Raw genomic sequence first — 25,300 nt, 5'->3', positions numbered from 1 at the left:
CGCACTTGCATGCGAAGGCCGTCTTTGTTCCTATCAGCCGTGCTTACTTCTGAATCCCGTCAATCTTCATCTGGAAGTCAATAATCTGCTTCAGCGTCTGGTAAGGCACGTTCGCCGGAACCAGGCGTCCGTTGATCGACAGCGTCGGTGTCTCGTTCACGTTTGCATCGCGCGCCAGCTTGGCTGAAGCATCCACAGCGGTAGCCGTCGCGGGCAGCGCAGCACAAGCCGCAGTCTTCGCCGGATCCTGTCCGGCCTTGGTCACCGCCGCGTTCAGTGTCAGTGTCGCACCGTCGGGAGTATTCAGGCCATCCTGCCCGTCGAAGACGGAAGCCGCATAAGTAAAGAAGGCGCTGCTGCCGCCTTGCTTCGCCACGCACACTCCGAACTCCGCTGCGCGCTTGGCTTCAGCATGCATGGGCAGAGGATAGTGCTGGAAGACGAAGCGCGCCTTCGGATAATCCGCCAATAGCTGATCCATATTCGCCTGCGCAGCCTTGCAATGCGGGCACTGCAGATCTGCGAACTCCACAATCTCCAGATCCTTTGTCGCCGATCCGCGGTACGGGCCGTCTGCGCGCTCCTGCATCATCGTGCGAAGTTCAGCATACGGATGCTCGCCAAACGGGAAAAGCTCTTCGCCGTAAAATATCCACTTGCCGCCCGGCACCACAATAAATGGGAAGCGGAACGGCTTATCCTTGCCCGTCTTGTCACCCACAAACACAATGACTTTGCTGTAGCCTTCTGCCTGCGTCTTCAAAATGGCTTCTACCTGCCAGATGCGGTTCTCGTCGTAACCCCAGCTCGCGGTCAGAAAGGCATTTACCTCTTCCTTGGTCGGCGAAGTCGCTGTAAAGTTCTCCTTCTGCGGCACAGGAAAAGTCGGCGGGGCTGTGGGATTAGGCGCTGCCGGAGCCTGCTCGGGCTGTGCGGGCGGAACCTGCTGCTGAGCAGCTGCAATAACGGCAGATGAGGACAGAACAACCAGCGAGGCAAGGCTGGCAAAACGGCCAATGGAACGAGTCAAACGAATTCTCCTTAAGGCTGCAACTACAGACGCTTCAAATACGTTTTAGTCGGCTGCAAGTAATTATCGCCGCTCAGGGCTATCACCGGCCAGAGTTACACCTGGACTTTTACCGCGATAGGAAGTCTTCGTCCCGAACCAAACGACTTCGCCGTAACCTTCAGCACCGGTGCAGCCTGCTGGCGCTTGTACTCGGAGCGCTCCACCAGCTTCACCACCTTCTGTACTAACTCGCGCTCCACGCCTAGCGTCTGTGCAATCTCCTCCGGCGTCTCATAGCGCTCCACATACGCTTCCAGAATCGGATCGAGCACATCGTATGGCGGCAGCGAATCTGTGTCCTTCTGGTCCGGCCGCAGCTCCGCCGATGGCGGCTTTTCCAGAATCGCCGCGGGAATCACTTCTGTCTCGCGATTGAGCCAATGGCAGACGGCATAGATCCGCGTCTTCACCAGGTCGCCAATCACTGCCAGCGCACCCACCATATCGCCGTACAGCGTGCAATATCCCACCGCCATCTCGGATTTATTCCCCGTCGTCAGCACCAGCGAGCCGAACTTGTTGGAGAGCGCCATCAACAGATTGCCGCGAATGCGCGACTGAATATTTTCTTCCGTAATATCCGGCGTTCGCCCCGTAAACAGCGGCTCAAGTGCCTTATTGAACTCCGCAAAGAGCCCGCTGATCCCAATCGTCTCAAATCGTATGCCAAGATTCGCTGCAAGCTGGTGGCTGTCGTCTATCGACCCCTGAGAGGAGTACGGGCTCGGCATGCCCACGCCCAGCACGTTCTCCGCACCCAGCGCCTCGGCGGCAATCGCCGCCACCAGGGCCGAATCGATGCCCCCACTTAGGCCGACAATCACCTGCCGAAAGCCGCACTTGCGCACATAATCTCTCGTACCCAGCACCAGCGCCTGAAACGCAGCCTCTGTTTCGCCCTCAGCTCCAATCTGGTCAGGAGGCTCCGGCAGCGGCACAGCGTCAAACGGATCCACAAGAACCAGATCTTCCGTAAACGAAGCTGCCTGTGCAATCAGTTCTCCACGCCCATTCATGGCCAGCGACGAGCCGTCAAAAACAATGCTGTCGTTGCCGCCCACCTGGTTGCACATCAGCACTGGAATCCCATCCCGCTGCGCAATGGCGGCCAACATCTCGCGTCGCACTGCGCGCTTCCCGTGCCAGAACGGAGACGACGAAAGGTTCACATGCAGGTGCGGCTGCTGACGCATCAGCTCCTCCATTGGATCAATGGAGTAAAGCCGGCTCGGCCAGAAGTTTTTATCATTCCAGGCATCTTCGCAGATGCTCACCGCCAGCCGCACGCCATCCAGCTCCACCACTTGCTGCGATTTCGCCGCTTGAAAATAGCGTTGCTCATCGAATATGTCGTAGAAGGGCAGCAAGCGCTTATGCTGCTCCAGCAGTACCTTGCCGCGGTCCAACAGAATCGCCGCATTCACTGCAGGCTTGCCGCCGCCATTGGGGGCAGGCAAAGCCGTGCCCACCAGAACCGCTGCGGGCAGCTCGCGCGTTGCCTCGGCCAGCTCCTCCACCGCGCTTCTGCAGCGAAGCAAAAAGCTTGGCTTCTCCAGAAAATCTGCCGGCGGATAACCGCAGATGCACAGCTCTGAAAACACCACAAGCCGCGCGCCTTGTTCGGCTGCGCGGTGGCTTGCGGCAATGATTTTCGAAAGATTTCCGGTGAAATCCCCTACCGTGGGGTTTATCTGGACTATGGCGATCTTCACAATTTCAGTGTAATCCGAGAGACGGACTAGGTGCCTGTACCCGCAAAGACCACGGCCACCGTGCGAAGGATGATCTTGATATCCAGCCAGATGCTCCAGTTCTCAATGTAGGCCACATCGAGCGAAACATAACTGTCAAACGAGGGATCCTGACGGCCCTGCACCTGCCACAGACCGGTTATGCCGGGGGTCACATCCAATCGGCGCAGATGGCTCAGCTTGTACTCGCGCACTTCGCTGGCAATCGGCGGACGAGGGCCCACCACGCTCATGTGGCCTTTCAGCACATTGAAGAACTGCGGCAGCTCATCCAGTGAATACTTGCGGAGCAGGGTGCCTACCTTGGTGATGCGCGGATCGTTGCTGATCTTGAACAGCACTCCGTCGCGCTCGTTCATGTGCATGATCTCGGCGCGGCGATTCTCCGCGTCCTGAACCATGGTGCGGAACTTGAGGCACTTGAAGACGCGAGCCTTTTTACCAATGCGCTCCGAGGCATAAAAGACCGGTCCCTTTGAATCCAGCTTGATGGCAATCGCAATCGCCAGAAGAACTGGTGAGAGCATAGCGAGCGCAGCGGTCGAGAAGACGATGTCCAGCAGACGCTTGAACATCAGTTCCACCTCGGGCACCCTGCCCGTGTGCAGCGGAATCGTCGGGAACTGACCGATGTATTCTATGGGACTATTCCACGCCAGCCCGTCGTACATATCCGGCACCACGCGCAGATCAATGCAGTTGGCGCGAGCCTTCTCCAGCACCTCCTGCACCATCCCGCGTTCGCACGGCATGGTGAAGAAGATTTCGTCCACAAACTGCTGCCGCGCACACTCAAAGAGCGATCCGAGGCTGCCGACCACATCGCCAGAGCTGGTCGCAAAACGTGACCGGGATCCGGGAAGGTCGATAAAGCCCTTAAATGTATATCCCAGGTGCCGAATGCTTTCCAGATGGTGCCGAAGTGCGTGAGCCTCAGGTCCTGTACCAACAATCAGAACATTTCGCGTGCCCATGCCATGTTCGTAGCGGCGGTAGAGGAGCATGCGGTAGGTAAGCCGGCGAATGCTCTGAGCCACCAGAACCAGACCGAGGGTAATGAAGACGATGCTGCGTGGGATGTTGGTCGCCTGGATGACGTAGATGGTGCCTGTAAGCAGGAGCCCCGCTGTGAAACATGCCTGCAGCGTGAGACGCTGCTCGTGCAGGAAGCCATTAAGCCTCGCGGGGGTATACAGATGCAACTGGCGGCTGATAAGAATAAGTGCAACTATGAATCCACCCAGGAGCGCGAGCAGCAGGCCCATGGAACGGCCTTCAATCAGGGTTCCGTGCCAGAACTCTTTGACGCCGACAATGGGGCCAATTCCGAAATAGAATAATGTCGATAAAATCGCTGCCAGGAGCACGGTCACGACATCCAGGAACATCCAGAGGCGCGATGTGCCGCCCGCATACTGGTGTCCAGGAGCAGTCGTTCCAGCGCTCCACTCCGGCGCTGAGACCGAAGAGGAGACTTTCTGCCAAAAATCCGATGTCGCCATAAGCGTCCGCCTGTCCTCAGGAGTCTCTACCTCGACCAGTGAATGGCTCTCCGGCCCATTTCACTTATCAGGGATGAAAGATCATGAATTCGGTTCCATCGGGCCCGCTGTCTATCTTTGAGCTGATTGCAGGGCCTGGGCATTCATGGACAAGATGTAGCCATGGAACGCCCGGTTATTATGAGCAGTGCTTGCCGCGGAATGCGGCCGCACCAAAAGCGTTATTCAGCACAATTGCAACGAGAAGCAACTAAAGTACGGCTCGGGCTATTCACCCGAAAAATAAATACAGGTACGTCAGGGACGGCTCCCTATAGAGCGCGTAAACCAGCGAATACAAAAGAATTATAACAGAACAACCAGCACTCGCCGCAGAAGGGAAAAGTACAGTTACATTAAAAATAAATTTGTAGCAGCCATGCGTATCTGGCATCGTACGTTACTAACAACTCAACATCCCTAGGATTGCTCGAAACAGGTCTCGATTGCAAGTGAATTTTTACCGAATTGCAGTTCGCTGCCAGGCACATCCCTACCCCGTGGGTAGTAAATAAGCGTCCAGTGTCAGGAACTGCTTAATCTCTGGATCGTTAGATGCAAGAAATTCGTTCAGCGGGCCGAAAAACTGTGCTCGCCCCTGATGCAGGAACAAAACCGAGTCTGCCAGGCTTTTCGCAAACCGCATGTCATGGGTCACCACAATGCTGGTGAACCCCAGCTGCTTCTTCAGGCGCTGGATAATGCTGCCCAGCCTCCGCGCAATGATGGGATCCACCATTGTCGTCGGCTCGTCGTACAACACCACCTCCGGCTGCGACGCCAGCGCGCGCGCAATCGCCACAGCGCGCCTCCGTCCCGTCGAAAGGCTGGCCGGTAGGTGATCCGTCACGTCTTCGGCGCCCACCAGGCTGAGCAGCCTGTCTACCGTTCCGTTCAGGTGCGACTCATCCATTTCGCCGCGCTCGCGCAGCGGAAATGCCACGTTCTCATGGACGGAAAGCGAGTCAAAGAGCGCGCCATTCTGAAAAACCATCGTCACGCGCTTACGAATCTCCTGCATCCCCGCTTCATCAAGGGTAGTAATCTCCTGCCCTGTCACACGGATCGAGCCGCCATCCGGCCGCAGGAAACCCATCAGCATGCGCAAGGAAACCGACTTGCCTACACCGCTCCTGCCCAGGATGCACAGCGTCTTGCCCCGCTCCACAAAAAAGCTCACATCCTTGAGAGTCGGATTTTCCCCAAAAGAGATTGAGATATTTGAGAAAGAGATGATCGGCTCTTCATCCGCCGTATCCAGCTCACCGGTCGGACCCGCGCCGCAGACCGAATCCGGCCCCGGCACCGCACACAGGTCCGCGCTCAGGCTCGGATTCAGATTCGAATCCGGATTCCTGCCTATTTCCTGAGGCGTACCCTCGTCGCGTTGAGAAAGATCACTCCGCATCGCAGTCCCTATAGCTTACGCGATTTTCGAGCAGCGTCATTCACTTTCCTGCTTCCTCCAGAAATCCGATCACCGACTCAATCCCCAGCCGGAAGTTCTCCAGGTTGAACTTCTCATTCGGAGCATGCAGATTGTCATCCGGCAACCCAAAGCCCATCATCACGCTCGGCAACCCCAAATGCCGGTCCAGATCGCCCACAATCGGAATCGACCCGCCGCTGCGGATAAACACCGTGTCCTTGCCCCACACCGCATGAAGCGCCTTCGTGGCCGCCTGAATGTATGGATTGTCCACCGGAATCAAACACGGATCGCCCTGGTGGATCAGCCTTACGCTCACGTCCACCCCGGCGGGAGCAATCTCCTCCACAAACGCCTTGTACTGTGCAAACGCCTTCGCCGGCGTCATATTCGGCACCAGCCGCATGGAGATTTTGGCCGTGGCTTTAGCGGGGATCACAGTTTTAGCTCCCGCTCCAATAAAGCCGCCAGGCATTCCGTGAACTTCCAGCGTCGGCCTTGCCCATGTACGCTCCAGCACGCTGTAGCCGGCCTCGCCCACAAGCTGTTTCGATCCCACTTCCGTCTCGCGATAGTGCTCCTCGTCAAACGGCAAACTCTTCCATGCCGCCAGTTCTTCCGCACTCGGCGCTTCCACATTGTCATAGAAGCCCGGAATCAGAATCTTTCCCTCGCGGTCCTTCAATCCCGCGATGATCTGCGCCAGCGCCACAAAGGGATTCGGCGCCGCGCCGCCATACATGCCCGAGTGTAAATCGGTCTTCGCACCGCGTACTTCCAACTCCGTATAGATCATTCCCCGTAGTCCAACGCACAGCGTCGGCAGTCCCGGCGCAAACAGCTCCGTATCCGAGATCAGAGCGAAGTCCGCCTTGAGGTCCGCAGGCTTCGTCGCCACATACGCCGCAATCCCCTCCCCGCCAACCTCTTCCTCGCCTTCCAAAAGCACCCGCACATTGAGGGGCAGCTTGCCATCGGCAGCCAGCAGGCTCTCCAGTGCCTTCACATGCATGTACATCTGGCCCTTGTCATCCACCGCGCCGCGCGCATACAGGTTGCCATTACGCTCAGTCGGCTCAAAGGGCGGCGTGTGCCACTCGTCCAGCGGATCAGCCGGCTGCACATCGTAGTGCCCATACATCAGCACCGTCGGCTTGCCCGCAGCATGCAGCCAGTCGGCATACACAAGCGGGTGGCCTTTGGTTTCAATCAGCCGCACATGTTCCATGCCGATCCGCTTCAACTCAGCAGCCAGCTTTTCGGCTGTTTTCCGGCAATCCGCAGCATGTTCCGGCAGCGTGGAAATCGAAGGAATCCTCAGCAGTTCCTTCAGCTCCTCCAGAAAGCGCGGGTGATTTTCAGCAGCAAAGGCAACAGCGGGTGACGGCATAGCGAAACTCCAGTCCAACGAGAGAAAATAACGACCAAAGCGAAAGTATAGGTTCTCTGGCCAAAGTTTTTACGTCAAGGAGTCTTCGTTGCTCAACGCTCGCCTGTTGCTCTTCTGCTGCCTGCCTCTCCTTGCCGCATCCACCATCGCTGCCGCACAGAAAGAAGTCCCGCCGCAAACCCCGCTCTATGGCCGCACCAACTCCTTCGGCCTTCTCTTCGCGTACTCCAACGACTCCAGCCACATCATCATGGGCTATGCCGAGCAGCGCAAGCTCCTGCAGATCGGCGCCGACTACAGCCGCAGGCTCATCCTCAATCGCTACCTGAACTGGCAATACGACGCTGAGATTCTCCCAGTAGCGCTCGAAAGCGATCCACTCACCAAGTCTGTCAACGTGCAGACCTCGCCCACCCAGGCGACCGCCGTTGTTACCGGGCTCCAACCCATGATCAGTTGCGCGCCCTACGTCAATCAGTACAATTTCGTCATCAACGAAGTCACGTACGCAGGCACAGATACCTTCACCTGCTCCGGTCGCCAATGGACCATCGGTGAGGCCTTCTCACCCGTTGGCTTCCGCTGGAACTTCCGCCCGACGCATCCCATTCAGCCGTTCTTCGTAGGCCACGGTGGCTACATGTACTCCACGCATCCCATCCCGATCGCCGAAGCCGGTTCCTTTAACTTCACCTTTGACTTCGGCGCAGGCATCGAGTGGTATCGCACGCCGCACCAATCGATGCGCTTCGAGTGGCGCTATCACCATATCTCGGACCACGACACCACAGACGTAAACCCCGGCATCGACAACGGTCTTTTCCAGGTAACTTACGTCTTTGGCCGCTGATATTTTAGTACCGCGGTACCTTCGGATCGATTTCCGCCGACCACGCATCGATCCCGCCCCGCAGACTCTGCGCCTGCTCAAAGCCCTGGTTCCGCAGCCATACCGTCGTATTCATGCTCCGCATCCCGTGATGGCACAGCACCACCAGCCGCTCCTCAGGGTCCAGCTCCTGGTGCGCGCGTGAAGGCACATCGCCCATCGGCATCAGCTCAGAGCCTTCAATCTTCGCCGTGGCAAACTCCCACGGCTCGCGGACATCAATGAAACGGGCCTTCTTTTCCTTCAGCAGTTCCGCGGCTTCAGCGGCAGATATCTCGTAATCCAGCATGGATTCAGTTTAGAGCGTCAAACCGATCGCTCGGGAAATGTCACTAAGCGCCGCTGCAATCAAGTCCGAATCGCCATCCTCGAAAGCCGCCTCCAGATACGCCGCTATCTCCTCCGGACTGTCGAGATATTCGGACGGGTCCCACCGCATTGTTTTAAGAGCCATCGATTCCTCGTTTGTGAATTGTAGTGCACAACTAGCAATTTTTCTTTGCCCCCTGCCCCTTGTTCCTTTGTCCCTGCCCGCCCCATATAATTTCCGCGAAGGATTCCATCGCTCATGCCCAGTTTTTTGCGTCTCGCTTCTCTTGTCGCCGTCTGCGCCCTCGTCGCCTCATCGCTCGCGTCCTCCCAGCAGCCCGTCAACCCGCACGCCACACCCGAAGCCCGCGCGCTTCTTGCGCTGCTCTCTTCCATCTCCGGGAAAGGCATCGTCACCGGCCAGCACAACTTCCCCAATGACGGCTCCAAATGGACCGACCGCGCCTACGACATCACCGGCAAATATCCCGGCCTCTTCGGCGAGGACTTCGGCTTCTCCGGTGGCGAAGACAAGGACTCCACACTCGCCCGTCCCGCTATCGTGGAAGAAATCAAGCGCCAGTACAAAAACGGCTCCATCATCGCGCTCACCTGGCATGCCGTGCGTCCCACGGACGATGAGCCCGTCACCTTCCGCGATTCCGTGCAAGGCAAGCTCACCGACTACGAGTTTCAGCAGCTTCTCACCCCCGGCACGCCCATTTACAACCGCTGGTGCGCGCAGGTCGACGTAATCGTAGGCTTCCTCCGCCAGCTGCGCGATGCCAATGTTCCGGTTCTCTTCCGTGCCTATCACGAAGTCAACGGCAACTGGTTCTGGTGGGGATACCGGCCCGGCCCAAACGGCTCCGCCGCTCTCTATCGCCAGCTCTATGACCGCTTCGTCAACGTGCATCATCTCGACAACCTTGTCTGGGTCTGGAACGTGAACGCCCCCGGCGGCGCAGCCGGTCCCAGCGCGGACTACTACCCTGGCGCAGCCTACGCTGATGTCGTCACCATGGATATCTACGGCGAGTTCAAGCAGGAGTATTACGACGATATGCTGCGCATTGCTGCCGGCAAGCCCATTGCACTCGGTGAAGTCGGCGGCCTTCCCTCTCTGGATGTTCTGGCCGTACAGCCAAAGTGGACCTATTTCATGGCATGGTCCGGTCTGCTCGAATCAAGCAGCCCCGCCGACCGCATCCAGGCTGTCTATCACTCACCCGTCTCCATCAACCGCGACGACCCACGCATAGCGCCCGCTATGGAAGCCATGCGGAAGAGCTTCAACGACGCGCCTCCCCAACCGGTTTCGCCGGAATCAACAGCAGAAGCACGAAGGCTGCTTGCAAAGCTTGCCGCCGCGCCGGGCAAAGCCCCGCTGGGTGGAATTCGCGGCGATGCAACGGGGTTCACCCCTGCTATCCTCGCCGCGGACTTCGACGGTATGAGGCCTCAAATCGCCGGGATCATCGATTCCGTCAAACAGAGGCACACTGCCGTCTCCCTCACCTACGCTCCACTGCGCCCCACGGACAACGGTCCCGCCAAATCCGCCCTTACCGATTACGAATGGAACGATCTCATCACGCCCGGTACAGCTCTCAACAAGCTCTGGACCGCACAAGTCGACTCCGCCGCCGAAGCTCTCCGCGAATTTCAGAAGGCCGGCATCCCCGTCCTCTTCAACGCCTATCCTGACTCCACGGGCCCGGCCTCTTCAGAAAAACCCTTCTGGTGGGCTGGCCGCAAAGGCTTTCGCGGCTCTGCGCATCTCTACCGCATGCTTTTTGACCGCCTCGTCCGGCAGGACGGCATCCGCAATCTTCTCTGGGTCTGGCAACAAGGTCCGCCGTCCTTCGCGCCCGGTGCAGGAACTCCCTCCGACTACTTCCCCGGCCTGCTTTACGTCGATGCCGTGCAGATGAAAGCTCCAGCCCTCAATGGCCGTTTCCCAATGGATCGCTACCTTGCGCAATCCACCGCAGGCAAACCCATCGGCATTGAAATCACCGGCAATCCGCCACCGCCCGAAGCCTTCGGGCCGCATTCGCTGTGGTCCTGGTTCGTCGTTCAAGGCTCACCCGCACAGGCAGAAGCCCTCAAAAAGCTCTTTGCCGCCGGAAACGTCGGTGCCGGAACGGATTGAGCACCGCAGCGCCGCCATATTAAAATGCCCGCCGGCGTGTGCATAATAGATAAACACTGAGTTCTATATATGGCTAATGCAGTAAAGGTTTTAATCGTCGAAGACGAGCCCCACGCCCTGACCGGCCTTGCCGAGCTGATCTCCGGCTGGGGCTACCGAACCGAAACCGCCGTTGACGGCATGGATGGTTGGGAAAAAATTCTCGCCTGGGAACCGGCCATCGTCGTCACCGACCTCAAGATGCCGCGCCTGGACGGTCTGGGCCTGCTAGCCCGCCTCGCCGACGCCAACAATGGCGTCGATTCCAGCATCGCCGTCGTCCTGCTCACTGCCCAGGGCACCATCCAGACCGCCGTAGAGGCCATGAAGCTCGGGGCATACGACTTTGTCCTCAAACCGGTTGACGCCACGCGTCTCCGCGCCATTCTCGGCAACGCCACCCGCCAGCGCGAAACCGCCATCGAGCTCGAAGTCGCCCGCCGCCGCCTGCGTGAAACCGGTGTTCTCGGCTCCATGGTCGGCAGTTCCAAATCCATGCGGGAAATCTTCACCCTCATCGAGCAGATCGCCCCATCCAATGTCTCCGTCCTCATCACTGGCGAAAGCGGCACCGGCAAAGAACTCGTCGCCCGTACGCTTCACGATCTCAGTCCGCGCAAGCAGCGGCCTTTCGTCGCCGTCAACTGCGCGGCCATTCCGGAAACCCTCATCGAAAGCGAGATCTTCGGCCATGAAAAAGGCTCCTTCACCGGAGCACTCGAGCGCCGCGTCGGCTGCTTTGAGCTGGCCTCCAATGGCACCCTTCTCCTCGATGAACTCGCCGAAATGCCCATCGGCACCCAGGCCAAGCTCCTCCGCGTCCTCGAAGAACGCAAGTTGCGCCGCCTCGGCGCAAAATCCGAAATCGACGTCGACGTTCGCGTTCTGGCTGCCACCAACCGCGACCCCGAACAGGCCATTGAGCAGAGCAGCCTCCGCTCTGACCTCTTCTATCGCCTCAACGTCTTCCACATCCACCTGCCGCCGCTCCGCTCGCACATGGAAGACCTCCCTACTATGGCGGAGGCCATGCTGGATGAGATGAACAAGAAGCACGGGCGCAAAGTCTCCGGTCTCGCGCCCTCCATCGTGGACCGCATGATGGCCTGGAGCTGGCCCGGCAACGGCCGCGAGTTGCGCAACACCATCGAGCGTGCCGTCATTCTCTGCCCCGACGGAGCGCCGCTCGACGCCGGTCATCTCCCCCCCGCCTTCGGCAGGTCACCTGTGGCTGCGCACGCAGCCAATGACTCCAGCCTCGTGCCCGTCCGCGTCGGCACCACCGTCGATGAAGCTGAACGCCTCCTCATCCTCCGGACACTCGAAGCCACGGGACAAAATAAGACGCGTGCCGCGGAGATCCTTGGCGTAAGCCTAAAAACGTTGCACAATAAGCTTAAGGAATACAGTCAAAACCGCGAGGCTCAATCCGCCTGAAGGCCCTTTCGATGCGCCTGAAGACCAAACTTGTGCTGGCCATTACGGCCCTGGTGATGTGTATCGCCGGGACGCTGTCGCTGGTCTACGTCAGCCAGATTCTGCACACCTCCATCGAGCAGTCCCACGAAAACAACCGCATGGTCGCCGAACAGGTGCGGTTCTCCCTGCAGAACGCGCTGGAATCCGGCCTCAGAGACCGCACCCTCGATCCTGCTCACCCAGAGCAGCTCCATGACCTCGCGCTCGAAGCCGTCCGCAACAATCAGCCTCTCCAGGCCGTCATTGATTCCGTAAACCGTTACTCATTCACCGTTTATGACATCAACATTGGCGACTACACTGGGCAGATTCTTCTCAGCACGAATCCGCTGAACCTCGACAAGCCGCTACCCGCCCGTCCCAACTACGACCAGCTCCTCAACGCGGGTCCCGTCCAACTCGCCCAGGTGGTCTTCGGCGCTCCCCAGATCTATGACGTCGTCGTTCCGCTTGAACGCAACAACAGGCCGTTCGTCAGCGTGCATGTTGGCGTCAGTACCACCTTCCTCCGCGCCGTTTACAAGCCCTGGCTCAAGGAATCCAGCCATCTCATGGGTTTTGTCCTCGGCGCGGCACTCGTCGTTGCTCTTCTCCTCGGCAACTTCGCCCTCCGCCCCATTGAAGAAATCTCCATGCAGCTCGACTACTGGGTCACGCCCTCAGATGGAGAGGATCAGGCCCAGGTCGTCACCCCCGTTGATCCTGCCATCCGTGTCTCTCATCAGATCGAGCGTATCGGCCAGCGCATGCGAGATGTCCAGGAGGTCTTCTCCAACCTCAAGGGCAATCTCGATCAGCTTCTCGGCAATCTTCAGGATGGCCTGCTTCTCTTCACTGCCGACAACCGCGTCGTCCTCATCTCAGATGCCGCGCGCCGCTTCCTCCACGTCGATCCCGACCTCATCCACGGCCTCCATGCCTCGGAGATCTTCGACCGCTCCACCGTCCTCGGCAAAACCCTCCGTGACGCATTTGACTCCCGTACTGCGCTTATTCAGGAAGAGATCTTCACTGAGACAGGCGGCCGCATCCAGGCCTCCGTCCATTTCATCCACGATGACGAAACCTCACAGGGCCTCGGCTCGCTCGTAACCCTCCGGGATCTCGAATCCGTCGAAGCCATTGAGTCCGGCATTGAGCTTTCCAGCCGCATGTCCGCCATCGGCCGTCTCACCTCCGGCGTCGCACACGAGGTCAAGAACCCCATCAACGCCATCGTCGTGCACCTCGAGCTGCTCAAAAACAAACTCGGAGACACCAGCCCGCCGGCCATGCGTCACCTCGACATCATCGAGTCGGAAATCCACCGTCTCGATCGCGTCGTCCAATCCCTCATCGATTTCTCCCGTCCCGTCGAACTGCACCTCCAGGAGAACGATCTCCGCGTCGTCGTCGCCCAGGTCGGCGCCCTGGCCTTCGACGAACTATCCACTCGCGGTGTCCATCTCCTCAACCACCTGCCCCCCAAGTCCGTTGTGGTCAACAGTGACCCCGACCTGCTCAAGCAGGCGCTCCTCAACGTCATCCTCAACGGCGCGCAAGCCATGCCGGAGGGCGGCAGACTCGACGTGGTCGTCGAATCCGACCGCAAGACCGCACTCATACGGGTGCAGGATGAAGGCGTCGGAATTCCTGACGATATCCGCGAAAAGATTTTCGACCTCTACTTCACTACCAAGAGCGGAGGCAGTGGCATTGGTCTTGCTATGACGTACCGCATCCTCCAGTTACATCACGGCAGTGTGGAGGTACAATCAAGAGAAGTACGGGGGACGGAGTTTTGCCTCTGCATTCCGCTGGCCTACCCTGAACGTACTGGCCGATACCGTCTGCAAACCGCAGGCGTTGAGCCTCATAAGGGGACGGAATGAAGTTGTATCTCACACGCATTGCGTGCTTGTTGTCTTTGGTTCTTACTTCCTGTGTACACAAAAACCAGGCGGCGAACCAGCTACCACTTGCGCCTCCAATCGAAGACGCTCCTCTCCCCAAGCCTGACGTCGCGCAGAAAGATCAACTGCCTCCGACGGTGGTAACTCCTGCGCAGCCCGAGCAGCCTGCTACCGCCTCGCAAACAGACCAGCCAAAACCTCCGCCCAGGCGCAAGAAGCCCGTCCCCAAGCCTGCAAACGGCACGTCTTCACAGGCCTCCAATTCCAGCTCCGCTCCTGGTGCGACGTCGCCTTCCCAGCCTGCGCCGAATAGCCCACCCCCAACACTGCAAGCCGCAAACGGCACTCCAGACGAGACATCTGCCATCGGCAAGCTATCCTCCGGCGAACCCGCCGATCTGCGTGCGCAAACGGTCTCTTCGCTCAATGGCACCGAGCACGGCCTCAACACGCTCAATCGCAAGCTCAGCGACACAGAAGAGAAGACCTCTGCCCAGATCAAGGAATACATCAAGCAGGCTCGCACCGCTCTCGCCTCCAATGATCTCGACGGCGCCAATACCCTCGCCACAAAAGCCCAGCTTCTCCTGAACGAGCTCAAGCAAGACCAATAGGAATATTTTCGGGTTACCCAGACGGTAACGGGCCCGCCAGACAGTCTTCGTCCGTGGGATGGATAGGCTCGTCTCGGTGAACCATCTTCCCTGCGCCCTCGTTCCCCCCGTATCACTTCGCCTGAATCGCTGCCTCCACCGACCCCGCACGTCCCGCCGTCAGATCATGCACCGCGGCGCGCAAAAACCCCGGCCCGGCTGGCATATCAAGCTCCATTCGGATCGGCAATCCATGCGCCAGCGCCTGCCTGTACCGGTCCTCAGCCAGCGACAAACTGAATCCGCGGTCAAGGTAATTCACGCGGCCGCCCTCGCTGTTATAGCCCACCAGCAGCAATTCGATCTTCGCCTCTTGCCCGCCCTTCTCATTCGGCGTAAAAACAATCCCTCGCGGATCAATCGCAAGATCCACCACGTAGCGCACTGTCGGCTGCTTCAGGTGCGCCGACATCTCGCCCACCGGCCCCGCCGCAAGTTTCGCGTCTTTCAGCGACAAATCTGTCGCAGGCAGCATGCGCGCCTTAAACAGAATGCCTGTATCCGGTGGCGCGCCATGCACCGCCACCGCGTTAATCAGGCTTGTCTGCTCAATCGCGCGCGGGCCTGGTTTGCCCGGCGAATCCGTGTAGTAGCCTGTACGGAACTCCAGCTTGTAGTCGCTGCCGTCAAGCCGCACCTGAATCTTGCGAAACTCTCCATGAAAATCCTTCTTCAGCGGCACATACCCAATCGTGTAATAGCTGGAGCCATTCTCAACAGCATTTGCGACAGCCTCCTTCAGCCCATTCGTGTTCATGTACGCCTTGCCGCCCGTGTCTTCTGCAATCTCCCGCATGGAGGCCTGCTCAGCCTGCGTCTGTTGCAGAAACTTCGCATCGTCGTTACCCACACTCGGTCGATTCACTGAGCTTGTCGTCGAGCCTCCGCTACGGCTTCGCCTTCCGCCCCCGACGGATGGGCTGCCGGACGTGACGCTGGAAATATTCGTCGAAGGTGTGTGCGACGCATCGCCACTCGGCAGCGTCATCAGCCCGCGCGCATCCACGGGATACACCGCCACGCGCGCGGCCGCCAGCATTCGGCTCGTCTCCTGCACTTCTTCCGTGTAATCCCGCATCGGGTCAAATGAGCTTTGCACACCGGGATCTGGCGCAATGTTGATCGGAAACGAGCCCGAAAACCAGATCAGATTCTTCCGGCCAGGCACAGCGCTCAGATACCGCGCCAGTTGCTGCATCGCCTCCAGCGTCATCTTCACGCGCAGGTCAGTCTGATACGAGATCAGGTCTGCCTGAAACTGCTGCATCGCGCTCAGTGCCGTCGAGCTCGCGCCCACTGAGGCCATACCGCCGATGAATGAATCAATCGCCTGATCTCCCGCCGGATCCAGAATCACGGACGACTGCGGAGTCGCTTTCCCGCTCTGCATCGCGTGCGTCAGTTCACCCACATTTGCTGTAAACCCCTGCACCATGCGCAGCCGCGACGCCAGCGTAAAGATCGCCAGCTGCGTGCCCGGCTCAATCTTCGTCAGGTATCGCAGCATCTGCTGCCGCACCTGCACCTGGTTCGTAAGCGGAGTATTCAACCCATCCAGCAGCAGCACATTCACCGCCGTTGAAGGCGGCGCATCCGGAATATTCGTGTATACATTTGGCTCGGTGCGCGCGGACTGCGCTGCGTTCGCCGCGGTTCCTGCCAGCTTGGGCACATGCTCATCAAACGAACTGACCACCTGCTCACGCCCGTCCTCAAAGATATGGAACCGGTGCGGATCAATCGCATGAATCGCCTTGTCATGCTCAGTCACCACCACATCCACCAGCACCATGGTGGCGTGTGCCTCCAGCACAGGCGTATCCTGCGGCGTCACGGCCATCGCAGGCGCAGTATTCTGCACAGCCTGTCCTGTCATTGTTGAAGCACCACCGGCAATCAACAAAAGAACAATCACGCAGCGAGCAGCCATCCCTCGAACCTCATAAGCTAAAAAGCTATCTACCTTTATACCGCCACCCGTGTAGAACCACACGGTCATGTGTGTAGTGACCTCTATGGTTTCGATTCTTCAGTGCGCCTATTGTCAATTCAGAAGTGGAGAGCTTCAGCAGACGCCACGCAAGACTCCACCAATATCTATCTCCACAGTGGTGGAAGAAATGGGAAGTTCTATGAAGCGTTTTATGCAGTCAATTCTTGTGGCCTTCGCCCTGATGGGCAGCTCGATGATCGCCATGGCCGGCGATGTGCACACCGACTACGATCACACCATCAAGTTCTCGCAGTACAAAACCTACTCGTGGGGCAAGGTGCAGACCACCGACCCGTTTTACGTCTCTCGCATCCAGCAGGCAGTCGATGAGCAGCTTCAGTCCAAAGGATGGCAGTTGCAGCCCAGCGGCGGCTCCATCACCGTCTTCGCCACGGACAACATCCATAACCAGCAGGAAGTTCAGACCATGTATGACAATCTCGGCGCTGGCTGGGGTTGGGGATGGGGATGGGGCGGCTGGGGTTGGGGAGGCGGCTGGCCTGGTCCTTCGTTAGGTGTAGGCACCTCTACAACGGCAACGGTCGACCAGCCTGTTGCGAGCCTCGTGATCGATCTCTTCGACGGCAGCACTAAGAAACTGCTCTGGAGAGGCCTGTCGACAGAGGATCTTTCCTCCAAAGCGGACAAGAACACCAGGATGGTCGATGGCGACGTCCACCACATGTTCAAGGACTTTCCGAAAGCCGGAAAGTAAATAGGTAAATTACAAACTACAGTCGTGCTATCTAAATACGTTCATACCAATAAATACATTCGTTCACTAAAACCGAAGGGCCTGTTCAATCGATCAGGCCCTTCCTATATCTGCATTCGATAACGACAAGGAGGGTGCTATGGAATCAACAGAGATGGCAATCAGGCAGGCAGAGCTCGTGCTCAAACTCTACGAACTCCGGCGAGAACCCGTGATGCGTCAGGCGCGGAGTTACATCGGCGGCGCATTCCTTCCCGCTTCAGCAGATGAGATGGTCGCACTCGTCGCCTCAGGCAAACAGGATGGAGCCTACATCCTGCAGGTCTATGGCTACTGGGACATGGTTGCCGCATTCGCACTCCACGGCGCTCTTAATCCCGCGCTACTCTACGATGTCTGCCAGGAAATGTACTTTCAGTACGCAAAGATTCAGCCATACTTATCCGCCTTTCGCGAAAAGATGAACCTGCCCGAATGGATGCGGAACATCGAGCGCGTAGTCGAAGGAACACCCGAGGGCCGTTCCCGGCTTGTCATCATGCGTAAGAACATCGAAGAAATGGCCCGGCTCCGCACGCCGCCATCAAATGCCTGAGCAGTCAGGAGTACGATCCACTGCACTAAAGCGATACGCCGTTACTTTGAAACCGGTAACAAATCGACAGCTTACTCAAGTCCGTCATGGCGCAAACTTGCGATACATTGGGGAGAACCATGTGAAGGGGCTGTCAAAGGATGACGAGGTTTAGTCGGACAGGGCGGCTTTGGAATGCCGCATTAGCGGGAATGATCGCATTCGCCGTCATCGCACAGTTGATGCTTCTAATCACCGGTGGTGCGGACGCAAACTCCGGCATACTGGAACCCACTCTTGGTCTCGGCGGCAAACTCGTCCGCTTCTTCAGCTACTTCACCATTCAAAGCAACCTGCTCGTCATGATAGATGCAACACTCCTCGCCCTCTATCCGGATCGTGACAACAGATGGCGGCGAATCCTGAGGCTCGATGCATTGACAAGCATCGTAGTCACGGGTCTTGTTTTCACATTCGTACTCGCAAAGATAGTGCACCTCACAGGTCTCGCATACGGAATTACGGTTTGCCTTCACTACATCTCTCCAGTCATAGCCCCGCTCTGTTGGCTGCTCTTCGGACCGCGCCCGCGCATCACATGGTCGGTCCTCGCATTGACATTTGTTTGGCCTGTGCTCTGGATCCTCTACACCTTCACACACGGCGCAATGACCGGCTGGTATCCCTACCCTTTTCTCAATCCGGACAAGCTTGGATACCCTGCCGCCGTAGCGAACACCATGCTCGTCCTGATAGCAGCAGCGATTCTTGGCCTCATCTTCAAGGCGCTTGACCATTGGCTCCCGGCGAATCCGTCTGCAGAATCAAGTGTCAAACGGAGCTAGGCTCTGGTCATGGGCTAAGATACCCCTCGTGGACACTCTCGCTTGGTTGCTCGACGCCGATCGGCACTGCCTGCCAGGCCGATTCCAATCCGGTGTTTCCCCGAACACTGGCTTTCCGCTAAACCAAGGAGATCTACATGACGGTGCAGAAACAAATCAAGGAGTACATTGCTACACAACCGGAACCAAAATGCAGCGAAATGCAAGAGCTACATGACATCCTGTTGGCATTGATGCCAACAGGTAAGTTGTGGTTCTTAGATGGAAAAGACGAGAAAGGTAAAATCGTTTCCAACCCAAACATTGGATATGGATTCCAAACCATTCCATATGCCAATGGAAAAACCAGGGAGTTCTATCAAATAGGTTTAAGCGCCAATACAACCGGCATTTCCGTCTACATTATGGGAATAGAGGACAAGAAGTACCTGGCGCAGACATTTGGACGCGATCTCGGCAAAGCAAGCGTGACAGGGTATTGCATCAAATTCAAAACATTAGCCGATATAAAAGTCGACGTTCTCAAAGCAGCAATACAGTACGGGATTGGGCAGACAAGCATTCAACATTGATTCAACTTGAGTAAACGAACTGCCATTCCTGGCAATGGATGTACATCTGCCGTTCTCAGCCCGGCCCCGCCATTGCAGACTCGTCAGCATCAAGGTTCGGATGAGTACCGAGATGTCGCCATCTCGTAGCTAAGATCACTTCCGCTAACGGCGTTTATCGGGAGTATTCTGAAGCTGGGATGGTATTGTCCGATCTTAGCCTGCCAAAGGCAGGAACTTGGGGCAATCTTAGGTCTAAGTCTTGGAGAAAGTTGTTGGAATGCCGATCATGAGATCTGGCTAGACGCCGACGCGGTGAACGACTCTGATTCGCGCCGTCGCAGCCCTGAGCACATACAAGATCTGAAATGTGACCCACTCGCCCAACTTGTCGTCACAACAAGGCTCAATGAATAAGACAAACGATATTATTCCGGATTATCAAGCCGAAAGCGCCATCGAGTTTTGGGAGTTTCTTTCTCCACTTCGGTATATTCTCTGGCCCGGTGAAAGGCTGATCTTTCGAGGCCAAGCTGATTCTACTTGGCATCTCGAACCATCGATCCTTCGGGGCAAGAACCACCCCGTTTACTCGCAACCATTGATGAAGTCCGATCCCTCCAATTCGGATTATCAGATCATCGCAGAGGTGGGTGCACTCAAGACCTTTACAGACCATTGTGACTCGTCCGGCCTACAAATCCCGGGCATCACTACGAGGTTTAAGCGCGAACACTTGGATCAACCAAACGCAATATTCAGCAAGACCACGTTGTCCCGCGAATCGCCTTGGCCTCTGGAGGAGTATTTTGACCTTATGTCAATGGCCCAACACTTTGGGCTGCCAACACGACTCTTGGACTGGACAAGAGATCCATACGTGGCAGCATTCTTCGCCGCATCAGAACTAGCCTTGAAACCTGAAACTGCGAACAAGTTACGGCTCGCTGTTTGGGCGCTCGATATTCAAGAACTTCCGAAGCAGGTTGAGCTTATTCGGGTGCCGAGTTCGGGCAATCAGAATATCGCAGCACAGCGCGGGGTCTTTACGCTGCTGCGGCAGCCTTATCGAATGGGAAAGGGCTTTGAGGGAACTCACTTGCTCGATCAACACGTGCGTAATCTTGTCACAGTGCACGGCAAGCAGAGATTGATCAAGATTACGCTGCCGCAAAGCGAGTGCTTTAAAATAATGGACCTATGCAGCAAGCATAGCGTGACCGCTGCTACCCTACATCCCGACTTCTACGGGGCGGCCAAAGCGACGCAAATAGATCTTGCGGTCACTTCGAAATGCACTATCTCAGATGGCTCGGATGTGAAGATTAAGAAACAATCCGCGCTTAAGACAGGAAGGCGCAAGTGAGCCCTGTACCATATTCTCACCTTTGAAGACGTGGGATCAAGTTAATCATGGCAACAACTCTTGCCACTTGATGCATACTCGCGGATGCGCTCATCGAAGACGGATAGGTCCTCAAAAGTCGGCTTGTAGGAATAGATCTAAGAGCTCTCTGGAGGCTGCATGTTTCAAGTTATCTTTACTCTGATTGCGGTTGTGGGCGCATCTGTTCACCTTGCATTCTCACCCAAACGCCGGAGCAGTGGACCAGCAATTGCCGGAACATACCTGCTGTATCTGCTCTTCTTCTATGTTGGCCTGATGGGAGTGCTCACCGCCTATGCACACGTCTTCCGTCCCGTTGAGACATCGGCGTCCATAGGATGGTCAACAAGCCCTTACGAATACGAAGTCGGGATGGCCGACCTCACCGTTGGCGTTTTAGGCATTTTGTGTCTGAAGTTTTGGGCCGATTTCTGGTTGGCGACCGCAATCGCAAACGCAGTCTGGTTGCTGGGCGACGCGGTCGGGCACGTTCGGCAGATGACACTTAACAACAATCATGCTTCCAACAACTCAGGCATCTTCTTAGTCACCGAAATCATCATGCCGCTCGTGATTCTCTCTTTAACTCTCTATCACCGTCGTCGGGAGGGCAACGTCACCTGACAGGATCATTCGCGCTAAATCGCCTATGCACTTATTGAACAAGATTTGTACCGACAAATGGAATGAGCAGGTGCTCCGAAGGAGAAGCAGACTGTTCCCATGAAGAAGCTAGCGCAGCACCCGATCGCTGAAGTTCCACGCATTGATCAAGCAGGTAGCGGCGTGCTTGTGGAAATCTTGTCAAGCCCTTTTCTGAAAAATATTTTCTAAATCGCTCATTCTAAAAGGTAAAAAACTTCGCGCACTTTGCACATTATTTATTCAAATCTGCCATACTTATTACAGGTAGAAAAAACCAAGGCCCGAATCCCTCCGGATTCGGGCCTTTTGCTTTTCTGATCTCTGACATCTGATCTCTGCTTCAAAGGAGCCTTTCCATGCGCAACTTGACAGTCAAAGTCCCGGACGACGTATATCAGGCAGCTCGCCTCTACTCTGCACGAAACAAAACCTCCATCGCCACCGTTTTCGCGGAATTCCTCGGCATCCTGTACAACGCCGACAGGATCGCTCCCATCTTCCTCCGAGAGGAATCCCCGGAGTTCTATCGCGAGATGCTGAAGAACCACCCCGCCTGTTCAGACCGCCTCCCCTACGTCCTCTGGCAGTCTGTCCTGGCCGTCCGGGAATTTATGCGCGCCACCCAATCGTCATCGGAAACCGATGGGACGGGAGCATGACCACCGGGGAGCAAAACGAAGGACGCAAAATTGCACAGTCCCGAAATGAAGATCGCATAAAGATTTCTCCAGAAACTGTGCAAACTCCCACAACCAACACAAAATACATCACTTCAAAATCTGTGCTGCACAGGATAACTCACGAAAATCTCTACCGCTCACCCCAGCTCAACTTGTTCCGCAGTGCTTCAAAGAACCCACCTTCAGTCAGCCGCACCAGGTTCACCGTGTGTTTTGACTTAACACACCGAACCTCGTCGTCCCGCTCCAGTTCCACAGCCGTCTGCCCGTCCACGGTCAGCAGCGTACGCGTGGGAATTCCCTCGATCCGCACCAGCAGCTCAGCATCTCCACGCACTACGATCGGCCTCAGCGTCAACAGATGCGGACAAATCGGCGTTACCACCATCGCATCCACATCCGGCGTAAGAATCGGACCATTCGCAGCCAGCGTGTACGCCGTCGATCCCGTTGAAGTCGAAACAATCACGCCGTCTGCCCGGAACCGCGCCACAAAATGCCCATCCAGTTCCACTGCAAAATCGCCCATGCGAGCAATTTCGCCCTTGGTAACCACGATGTCATTCAGCGCCTCAAAGCTCGCACATGCCTCACCCTTGCGAACCAGTTCCGCATGGAGCATCGCTCGCGCCTCGATAATATGGCAGTTCGCGCACCAGCCCTCAAGCGTTGCGTACAGCTCGCTCAGCCTCACCTCGGTAAGAAAACCAAGATGTCCAAGATTTACGCTGAGAAGCGGCGTACCGGAAGCCGCAAAAATGCGCGCAACAGAAAGCAGCGTTCCATCGCCGCCAAGCACAATCACCAATAGCGGCTCATATTGCGGAAGATCTGAACGGTCTACTGTCGGCGCAGCGTCCGTGTAGCGGGCCGCCTCATGGTCCAGCAGCGGCTCAAACCCTCGATCCCGCAGCCAGTCAATCAGCTCAGGCAGCAGACGGCTGAGCTCTTCCTTCTGCGGTTTGCAAACAATAGCAATGCGCTTCATGCGGTCTTCAGTTTAATCGACCAGAACAGAATTTCTTCTAGTGATTTACCGCCGCGGTGCTGGAGCTCAACTTGTTTTTGAAGAAACCCAAAGACTTCTCCAGTCCTTCTCGGAGAGAAATCTTAGGCTCCCAACCCAGAATCGTCTGAGCCTTGGTAATGTCCGGCTTGCGGCGAGTTGGATCGTCAGTCGGCAGCGGCTCAAAGCGTAACTCGCTCTTCGATCCCGTAACCTCAAGAACAGCCTGCGCACATTCGAGAATGGTGAACTCATTAGGATTGCCGATATTCACCGGCAGCGCCTCATTGGAGCGCGACAAACGCACAATGCCATCGATCAGATCGTCAACATAACAGAAGCTGCGAGTCTGGCCGCCGTCGCCATATACCGTCAGAGGTTCGCCGCGCAGCGCCTGCATCAAAAAGTTTGAGATCACTCGCCCATCATCCGGATGTAGCCGCGGTCCGTAAGTATTAAAGATCCGCACCATGTGTGTATTCACACCGCGATAGCGATGGTATGCCATCACCAGAGCCTCGGCATAACGCTTGGACTCATCGTATACAGAGCGCGGCCCCACCGGGTTCACATTGCCCCAATAGCTCTCAGACTGCGGATGCTGAAGCGGATCGCCATAGCATTCCGAAGTAGACGCATGAAGGAAGCCCGCGTTATAGCGTGACGCAACTTCTAATGCATTCTCGACGCCAATCGAACCGACCCGAAGCGTTTCGATTCCGAGCTTAAGGTATCCCGGAGGGCTGGCCGGAGAAGCGAAATTGAAGACGTAATCGACAGGACCCAGGTCAAAGGGCTTGCAGATATCCCACTCTTCAAAGCGGAAGCGAGACTCGTTGGAAAGATGAGCCAGGTTGCCAGCGTTGCCGGTGGAAAAATTATCAACACCAATCACCGTATGACCTTCGCTCAGCAGACGGTCACTAAGGTGGGAACCCAGAAACCCCGCGGCTCCTGTAATAAGTACGTGCATACTCAAGCGATCATCCTCCGGGATTCGTAAAGAATAGGAACTGCTGTTGAATGACACCGCGCTAAGATAACTGCGAAACAATTCCTATTTTTCTTCTGACCTTCAGCTCTACATATCTTAGTTACTGAGCAGAGGCCTTTCGTTTCTCAAATATCTTTGCATCCACCAAAAAACGGAACCAGAAAGTTTGTAAAGTCCAAAAAATAAAACCTTCTTTTCCATCCAGAAACCCTAACCGGAAAAAATATCGGTAGAAAAATAAAGCAAATGGTCGAACAAACAGTGGAAGCTGATTATATCGTTTTCGCCAATATCTCTTGCGCTGGGCCGGATTGCCCTGCTTATCTGCTTCAACCCTGTTTCCATCTTCGGCAGCATACATCTCAGCCACTTCGCCGTCTGCCCACCGGTTGTGCCGGGCCGTCCATTCTGTGAGCGGCATGCGAATGTCGTCAATCATCTCCCCCGACAGTTGCGCGGTATCGCCGCCCTTAAGAAGAAAATGCTGATCATATCTGCGCTCTTCGCAACGTCCTATGCCACTGCGAAATAAACGCAGGTGCCAGGTCGGGCTCATTGCTCCATGCCGCATCACCCGGCCTAAAAAACGCACATACCGCGCAATGAAATAACCGTTAATAGTGGTATCTTCCGGTAATTTTCGAATTACATCCACTAATTTGTCGTCCATTACCTCATCGGCATCCAGATGCAATTGCCAATGACTCGTAATGGCGAGGTTATCGATAGCCCAATTTCTCTGTGCGCCGTAGTGCTCGAATGGGTGCTGAACAACCTTTGCTCCAAATGATTCGGCCAGGACTACAGTCCCATCCTTGGAAAACGAATCCACTACAAAAATCTCATTCGATATTTCCCGTGCCTTGCTTAAGGTAGCGCCGAGCGTATCCTCTGAATTAAAGGAAAGCACAATGATTGCAGGTTGCATGAAATATCCGATTCCGTAGGGTTATGCTTCATAGTCGCGGCCAAATGCGACAAAGCCTGCGATTGAGACAACGAGGTGTGAGTTGTATGTAGCCTGCGAGAAACTTCGTGTCTTGGAGTCAGCGTATCACACTCGAAATGCTCGCTCAATCGTCGCTGCGCATGATGAAGCACGATTGATCTGCCGCGTCTTCTATGCTAATCTTTCGCCAGTAATATGCCTTTTTAGCCGGGATTGATTGTTGATATTGGCTTATCGATTGACTTGATTTGATTTATTTTTTTGATCTGACCTTACTTTCAGATTTTCATTTTCTATCGTATTCATTGCTGAGTATCTAGTAGTAGAGCAATTAGTAGTAGCGCAAGAGAACCCAACTACAA

23 protein-coding genes are annotated in these 25,300 nt (G+C 56.3%); 12 read left to right on the top strand and 11 right to left on the bottom strand.

Features of this window, described 5'->3' with window-relative positions; genetic code table 11:
* Nucleotides 1-43 precede the first annotated feature (43 nt).
* From VO84_RS01900 to VO84_RS01880, 5 genes are all read right to left on the bottom strand, one after another.
* Complete coding sequence (locus VO84_RS01900) at nt 44-1,030, bottom strand: DsbA family protein (protein ID WP_058185603.1); 987 nt, start codon at nt 1,028-1,030, stop codon at nt 44-46.
* A 95-nt stretch (nt 1,031-1,125) separates the two neighbouring features.
* Nucleotides 1,126-2,784, bottom strand: coding sequence for an NAD+ synthase (locus VO84_RS01895; RefSeq protein ID WP_058185602.1), 1,659 nt, complete (start codon nt 2,782-2,784; stop codon nt 1,126-1,128).
* A gap of 26 nt (nt 2,785-2,810) precedes the next feature.
* On the bottom strand, nt 2,811-4,325 hold the full coding sequence (locus VO84_RS01890; protein ID WP_058185601.1) for a sugar transferase: 1,515 nt from the start codon (nt 4,323-4,325) through the stop codon (nt 2,811-2,813).
* A 532-nt stretch (nt 4,326-4,857) separates the two neighbouring features.
* A complete protein-coding gene (locus VO84_RS01885) occupies nt 4,858-5,772 on the bottom strand; it encodes an ABC transporter ATP-binding protein (RefSeq protein WP_082661614.1) in 915 nt (304 codons plus the stop codon).
* A gap of 40 nt (nt 5,773-5,812) precedes the next feature.
* Complete coding sequence (locus tag VO84_RS01880; protein WP_058185600.1) at nt 5,813-7,183, bottom strand: dipeptidase; 1,371 nt, start codon at nt 7,181-7,183, stop codon at nt 5,813-5,815.
* Between the two features lie 88 nt (nt 7,184-7,271).
* Between VO84_RS01880 and VO84_RS01875 the strand changes: the two genes are divergently transcribed.
* Complete coding sequence (locus tag VO84_RS01875; protein ID WP_058185599.1) at nt 7,272-8,033, top strand: acyloxyacyl hydrolase; 762 nt, start codon at nt 7,272-7,274, stop codon at nt 8,031-8,033.
* A 4-nt stretch (nt 8,034-8,037) separates the two neighbouring features.
* On the opposite strand, the gene VO84_RS01870 is transcribed toward VO84_RS01875, so the two are convergent.
* Nucleotides 8,038-8,361: a rhodanese-like domain-containing protein gene (locus tag VO84_RS01870; protein WP_058185598.1), complete on the bottom strand. Its 324-nt coding sequence runs from the start codon at nt 8,359-8,361 to the stop codon at nt 8,038-8,040.
* A 9-nt stretch (nt 8,362-8,370) separates the two neighbouring features.
* Entirely contained in the window at nt 8,371-8,526 is a 156-nt protein-coding gene (locus tag VO84_RS22360; protein ID WP_157439676.1) for a helix-turn-helix domain-containing transcriptional regulator, read from the bottom strand.
* A gap of 114 nt (nt 8,527-8,640) precedes the next feature.
* On the opposite strand from VO84_RS22360, the gene VO84_RS01865 reads away from it, so the two are divergent.
* The 4 genes from VO84_RS01865 (at nt 8,641) to VO84_RS01850 (ending at nt 14,560) form a co-directional block, all read left to right on the top strand.
* Nucleotides 8,641-10,536 carry a glycosyl hydrolase gene (locus tag VO84_RS01865; protein WP_058185597.1) on the top strand — a complete coding sequence of 632 codons (1,896 nt, stop codon included), beginning with the start codon at nt 8,641-8,643 and terminating at the stop codon, nt 10,534-10,536.
* Nucleotides 10,537-10,605: 69 nt separating this feature from the next.
* Nucleotides 10,606-12,012: a sigma-54-dependent transcriptional regulator gene (locus VO84_RS01860; protein WP_058185596.1), complete on the top strand. Its 1,407-nt coding sequence runs from the start codon at nt 10,606-10,608 to the stop codon at nt 12,010-12,012.
* Nucleotides 12,013-12,023: 11 nt separating this feature from the next.
* Nucleotides 12,024-13,925 carry an ATP-binding protein gene (locus VO84_RS01855; RefSeq protein WP_058185595.1) on the top strand — a complete coding sequence of 634 codons (1,902 nt, stop codon included), beginning with the start codon at nt 12,024-12,026 and terminating at the stop codon, nt 13,923-13,925.
* Complete coding sequence (locus VO84_RS01850; protein ID WP_058185594.1) at nt 13,922-14,560, top strand: hypothetical protein; 639 nt, start codon at nt 13,922-13,924, stop codon at nt 14,558-14,560. The genes VO84_RS01855 and VO84_RS01850 overlap by 4 nt, the downstream gene beginning before the upstream one ends.
* A gap of 112 nt (nt 14,561-14,672) precedes the next feature.
* Here VO84_RS01850 and VO84_RS01845 read toward each other — a convergent pair whose 3' ends face one another.
* Nucleotides 14,673-16,529, bottom strand: coding sequence for a VWA domain-containing protein (locus VO84_RS01845; RefSeq protein WP_058185593.1), 1,857 nt, complete (start codon nt 16,527-16,529; stop codon nt 14,673-14,675).
* A gap of 202 nt (nt 16,530-16,731) precedes the next feature.
* On the opposite strand from VO84_RS01845, the gene VO84_RS01840 reads away from it, so the two are divergent.
* The 7 genes from VO84_RS01840 to VO84_RS01810 all read left to right on the top strand — a co-directional run bounded on the left by VO84_RS01840 (nt 16,732) and on the right by VO84_RS01810 (nt 21,968).
* Nucleotides 16,732-17,307 carry a DUF4136 domain-containing protein gene (locus tag VO84_RS01840; protein WP_058185592.1) on the top strand — a complete coding sequence of 192 codons (576 nt, stop codon included), beginning with the start codon at nt 16,732-16,734 and terminating at the stop codon, nt 17,305-17,307.
* 139 nt (nt 17,308-17,446) lie between these two features.
* The gene (locus VO84_RS01835; RefSeq protein ID WP_058185591.1) at nt 17,447-17,902 is read left to right on the top strand and encodes a DUF4760 domain-containing protein; all 456 of its coding nucleotides are present in this window, start codon (nt 17,447-17,449) and stop codon (nt 17,900-17,902) included.
* 191 nt (nt 17,903-18,093) lie between these two features.
* The gene (locus VO84_RS01830) at nt 18,094-18,726 is read left to right on the top strand and encodes a Pr6Pr family membrane protein (RefSeq protein WP_197413862.1); all 633 of its coding nucleotides are present in this window, start codon (nt 18,094-18,096) and stop codon (nt 18,724-18,726) included.
* 137 nt (nt 18,727-18,863) lie between these two features.
* Nucleotides 18,864-19,298, top strand: a complete 435-nt coding sequence (locus VO84_RS01825) for a DUF1801 domain-containing protein (RefSeq protein WP_058185589.1) — start codon at nt 18,864-18,866, stop codon at nt 19,296-19,298.
* Nucleotides 19,299-19,686: 388 nt separating this feature from the next.
* Entirely contained in the window at nt 19,687-20,643 is a 957-nt protein-coding gene (locus VO84_RS01820) for an FRG domain-containing protein (protein WP_058185588.1), read from the top strand.
* A 159-nt stretch (nt 20,644-20,802) separates the two neighbouring features.
* Nucleotides 20,803-21,288 (top strand): DUF6790 family protein, encoded by a 486-nt coding sequence (locus VO84_RS01815; protein ID WP_058185587.1) that lies wholly within the window; start codon nt 20,803-20,805, stop codon nt 21,286-21,288.
* 377 nt (nt 21,289-21,665) lie between these two features.
* The gene (locus tag VO84_RS01810) at nt 21,666-21,968 is read left to right on the top strand and encodes a hypothetical protein (RefSeq protein ID WP_058185586.1); all 303 of its coding nucleotides are present in this window, start codon (nt 21,666-21,668) and stop codon (nt 21,966-21,968) included.
* A gap of 151 nt (nt 21,969-22,119) precedes the next feature.
* On the opposite strand, the gene VO84_RS01805 is transcribed toward VO84_RS01810, so the two are convergent.
* The 3 genes from VO84_RS01805 to VO84_RS01795 all read right to left on the bottom strand — a co-directional run bounded on the left by VO84_RS01805 (nt 22,120) and on the right by VO84_RS01795 (nt 24,917).
* Complete coding sequence (locus VO84_RS01805; RefSeq protein WP_058185585.1) at nt 22,120-22,977, bottom strand: NAD(+)/NADH kinase; 858 nt, start codon at nt 22,975-22,977, stop codon at nt 22,120-22,122.
* 37 nt (nt 22,978-23,014) lie between these two features.
* A complete protein-coding gene (locus VO84_RS01800) occupies nt 23,015-23,968 on the bottom strand; it encodes a UDP-glucuronic acid decarboxylase family protein (RefSeq protein ID WP_058185584.1) in 954 nt (317 codons plus the stop codon).
* 121 nt (nt 23,969-24,089) lie between these two features.
* Nucleotides 24,090-24,917, bottom strand: coding sequence for a glycosyltransferase family 2 protein (locus VO84_RS01795; RefSeq protein WP_058185583.1), 828 nt, complete (start codon nt 24,915-24,917; stop codon nt 24,090-24,092).
* Nucleotides 24,918-25,300: the final 383 nt, after the last annotated feature.

Source organism: Occallatibacter gabretensis (genome assembly GCF_001449115.1).
In the GTDB taxonomy this organism is placed as follows: Bacteria; Acidobacteriota; Terriglobia; order Terriglobales; family Acidobacteriaceae; genus Telmatobacter; species Telmatobacter gabretensis.
The sequence above is the reverse complement of the archived record's forward strand: the minus strand, read 5'-3'. Positions and strand labels throughout refer to the sequence as shown.

Excerpts from the sequence above, each read along its gene's own strand:
- VO84_RS01870 (WP_058185598.1), bottom strand. The coding sequence starts at position 8,361 with ATGCTGGATTACGAGATATCTGCCGCTGAAGCCGCGGAACTGCTGAAG.
- VO84_RS01850 (WP_058185594.1), top strand. The coding sequence starts at position 13,922 with ATGAAGTTGTATCTCACACGCATTGCGTGCTTGTTGTCTTTGGTTCTT.
- VO84_RS01865 (WP_058185597.1), top strand. The coding sequence starts at position 8,641 with ATGCCCAGTTTTTTGCGTCTCGCTTCTCTTGTCGCCGTCTGCGCCCTC.
- VO84_RS01800 (WP_058185584.1), bottom strand. The coding sequence starts at position 23,968 with ATGCACGTACTTATTACAGGAGCCGCGGGGTTTCTGGGTTCCCACCTT.
- VO84_RS01860 (WP_058185596.1), top strand. The coding sequence starts at position 10,606 with ATGGCTAATGCAGTAAAGGTTTTAATCGTCGAAGACGAGCCCCACGCC.
- VO84_RS01845 (WP_058185593.1), bottom strand. The coding sequence starts at position 16,529 with ATGGCTGCTCGCTGCGTGATTGTTCTTTTGTTGATTGCCGGTGGTGCT.
- VO84_RS01890 (WP_058185601.1), bottom strand. The coding sequence starts at position 4,325 with ATGGCGACATCGGATTTTTGGCAGAAAGTCTCCTCTTCGGTCTCAGCG.
- VO84_RS01810 (WP_058185586.1), top strand. The coding sequence starts at position 21,666 with ATGCGCAACTTGACAGTCAAAGTCCCGGACGACGTATATCAGGCAGCT.
- VO84_RS01805 (WP_058185585.1), bottom strand. The coding sequence starts at position 22,977 with ATGAAGCGCATTGCTATTGTTTGCAAACCGCAGAAGGAAGAGCTCAGC.
- VO84_RS01825 (WP_058185589.1), top strand. The coding sequence starts at position 18,864 with ATGACGGTGCAGAAACAAATCAAGGAGTACATTGCTACACAACCGGAA.
- VO84_RS01820 (WP_058185588.1), top strand. The coding sequence starts at position 19,687 with ATGAATAAGACAAACGATATTATTCCGGATTATCAAGCCGAAAGCGCC.
- VO84_RS01830 (WP_197413862.1), top strand. The coding sequence starts at position 18,094 with ATGATCGCATTCGCCGTCATCGCACAGTTGATGCTTCTAATCACCGGT.
- VO84_RS01795 (WP_058185583.1), bottom strand. The coding sequence starts at position 24,917 with ATGCAACCTGCAATCATTGTGCTTTCCTTTAATTCAGAGGATACGCTC.
- VO84_RS01855 (WP_058185595.1), top strand. The coding sequence starts at position 12,024 with ATGCGCCTGAAGACCAAACTTGTGCTGGCCATTACGGCCCTGGTGATG.
- VO84_RS01885 (WP_082661614.1), bottom strand. The coding sequence starts at position 5,772 with ATGCGGAGTGATCTTTCTCAACGCGACGAGGGTACGCCTCAGGAAATA.
- VO84_RS01835 (WP_058185591.1), top strand. The coding sequence starts at position 17,447 with ATGGAATCAACAGAGATGGCAATCAGGCAGGCAGAGCTCGTGCTCAAA.
- VO84_RS22360 (WP_157439676.1), bottom strand. The coding sequence starts at position 8,526 with ATGGCTCTTAAAACAATGCGGTGGGACCCGTCCGAATATCTCGACAGT.
- VO84_RS01840 (WP_058185592.1), top strand. The coding sequence starts at position 16,732 with ATGAAGCGTTTTATGCAGTCAATTCTTGTGGCCTTCGCCCTGATGGGC.
- VO84_RS01815 (WP_058185587.1), top strand. The coding sequence starts at position 20,803 with ATGTTTCAAGTTATCTTTACTCTGATTGCGGTTGTGGGCGCATCTGTT.
- VO84_RS01880 (WP_058185600.1), bottom strand. The coding sequence starts at position 7,183 with ATGCCGTCACCCGCTGTTGCCTTTGCTGCTGAAAATCACCCGCGCTTT.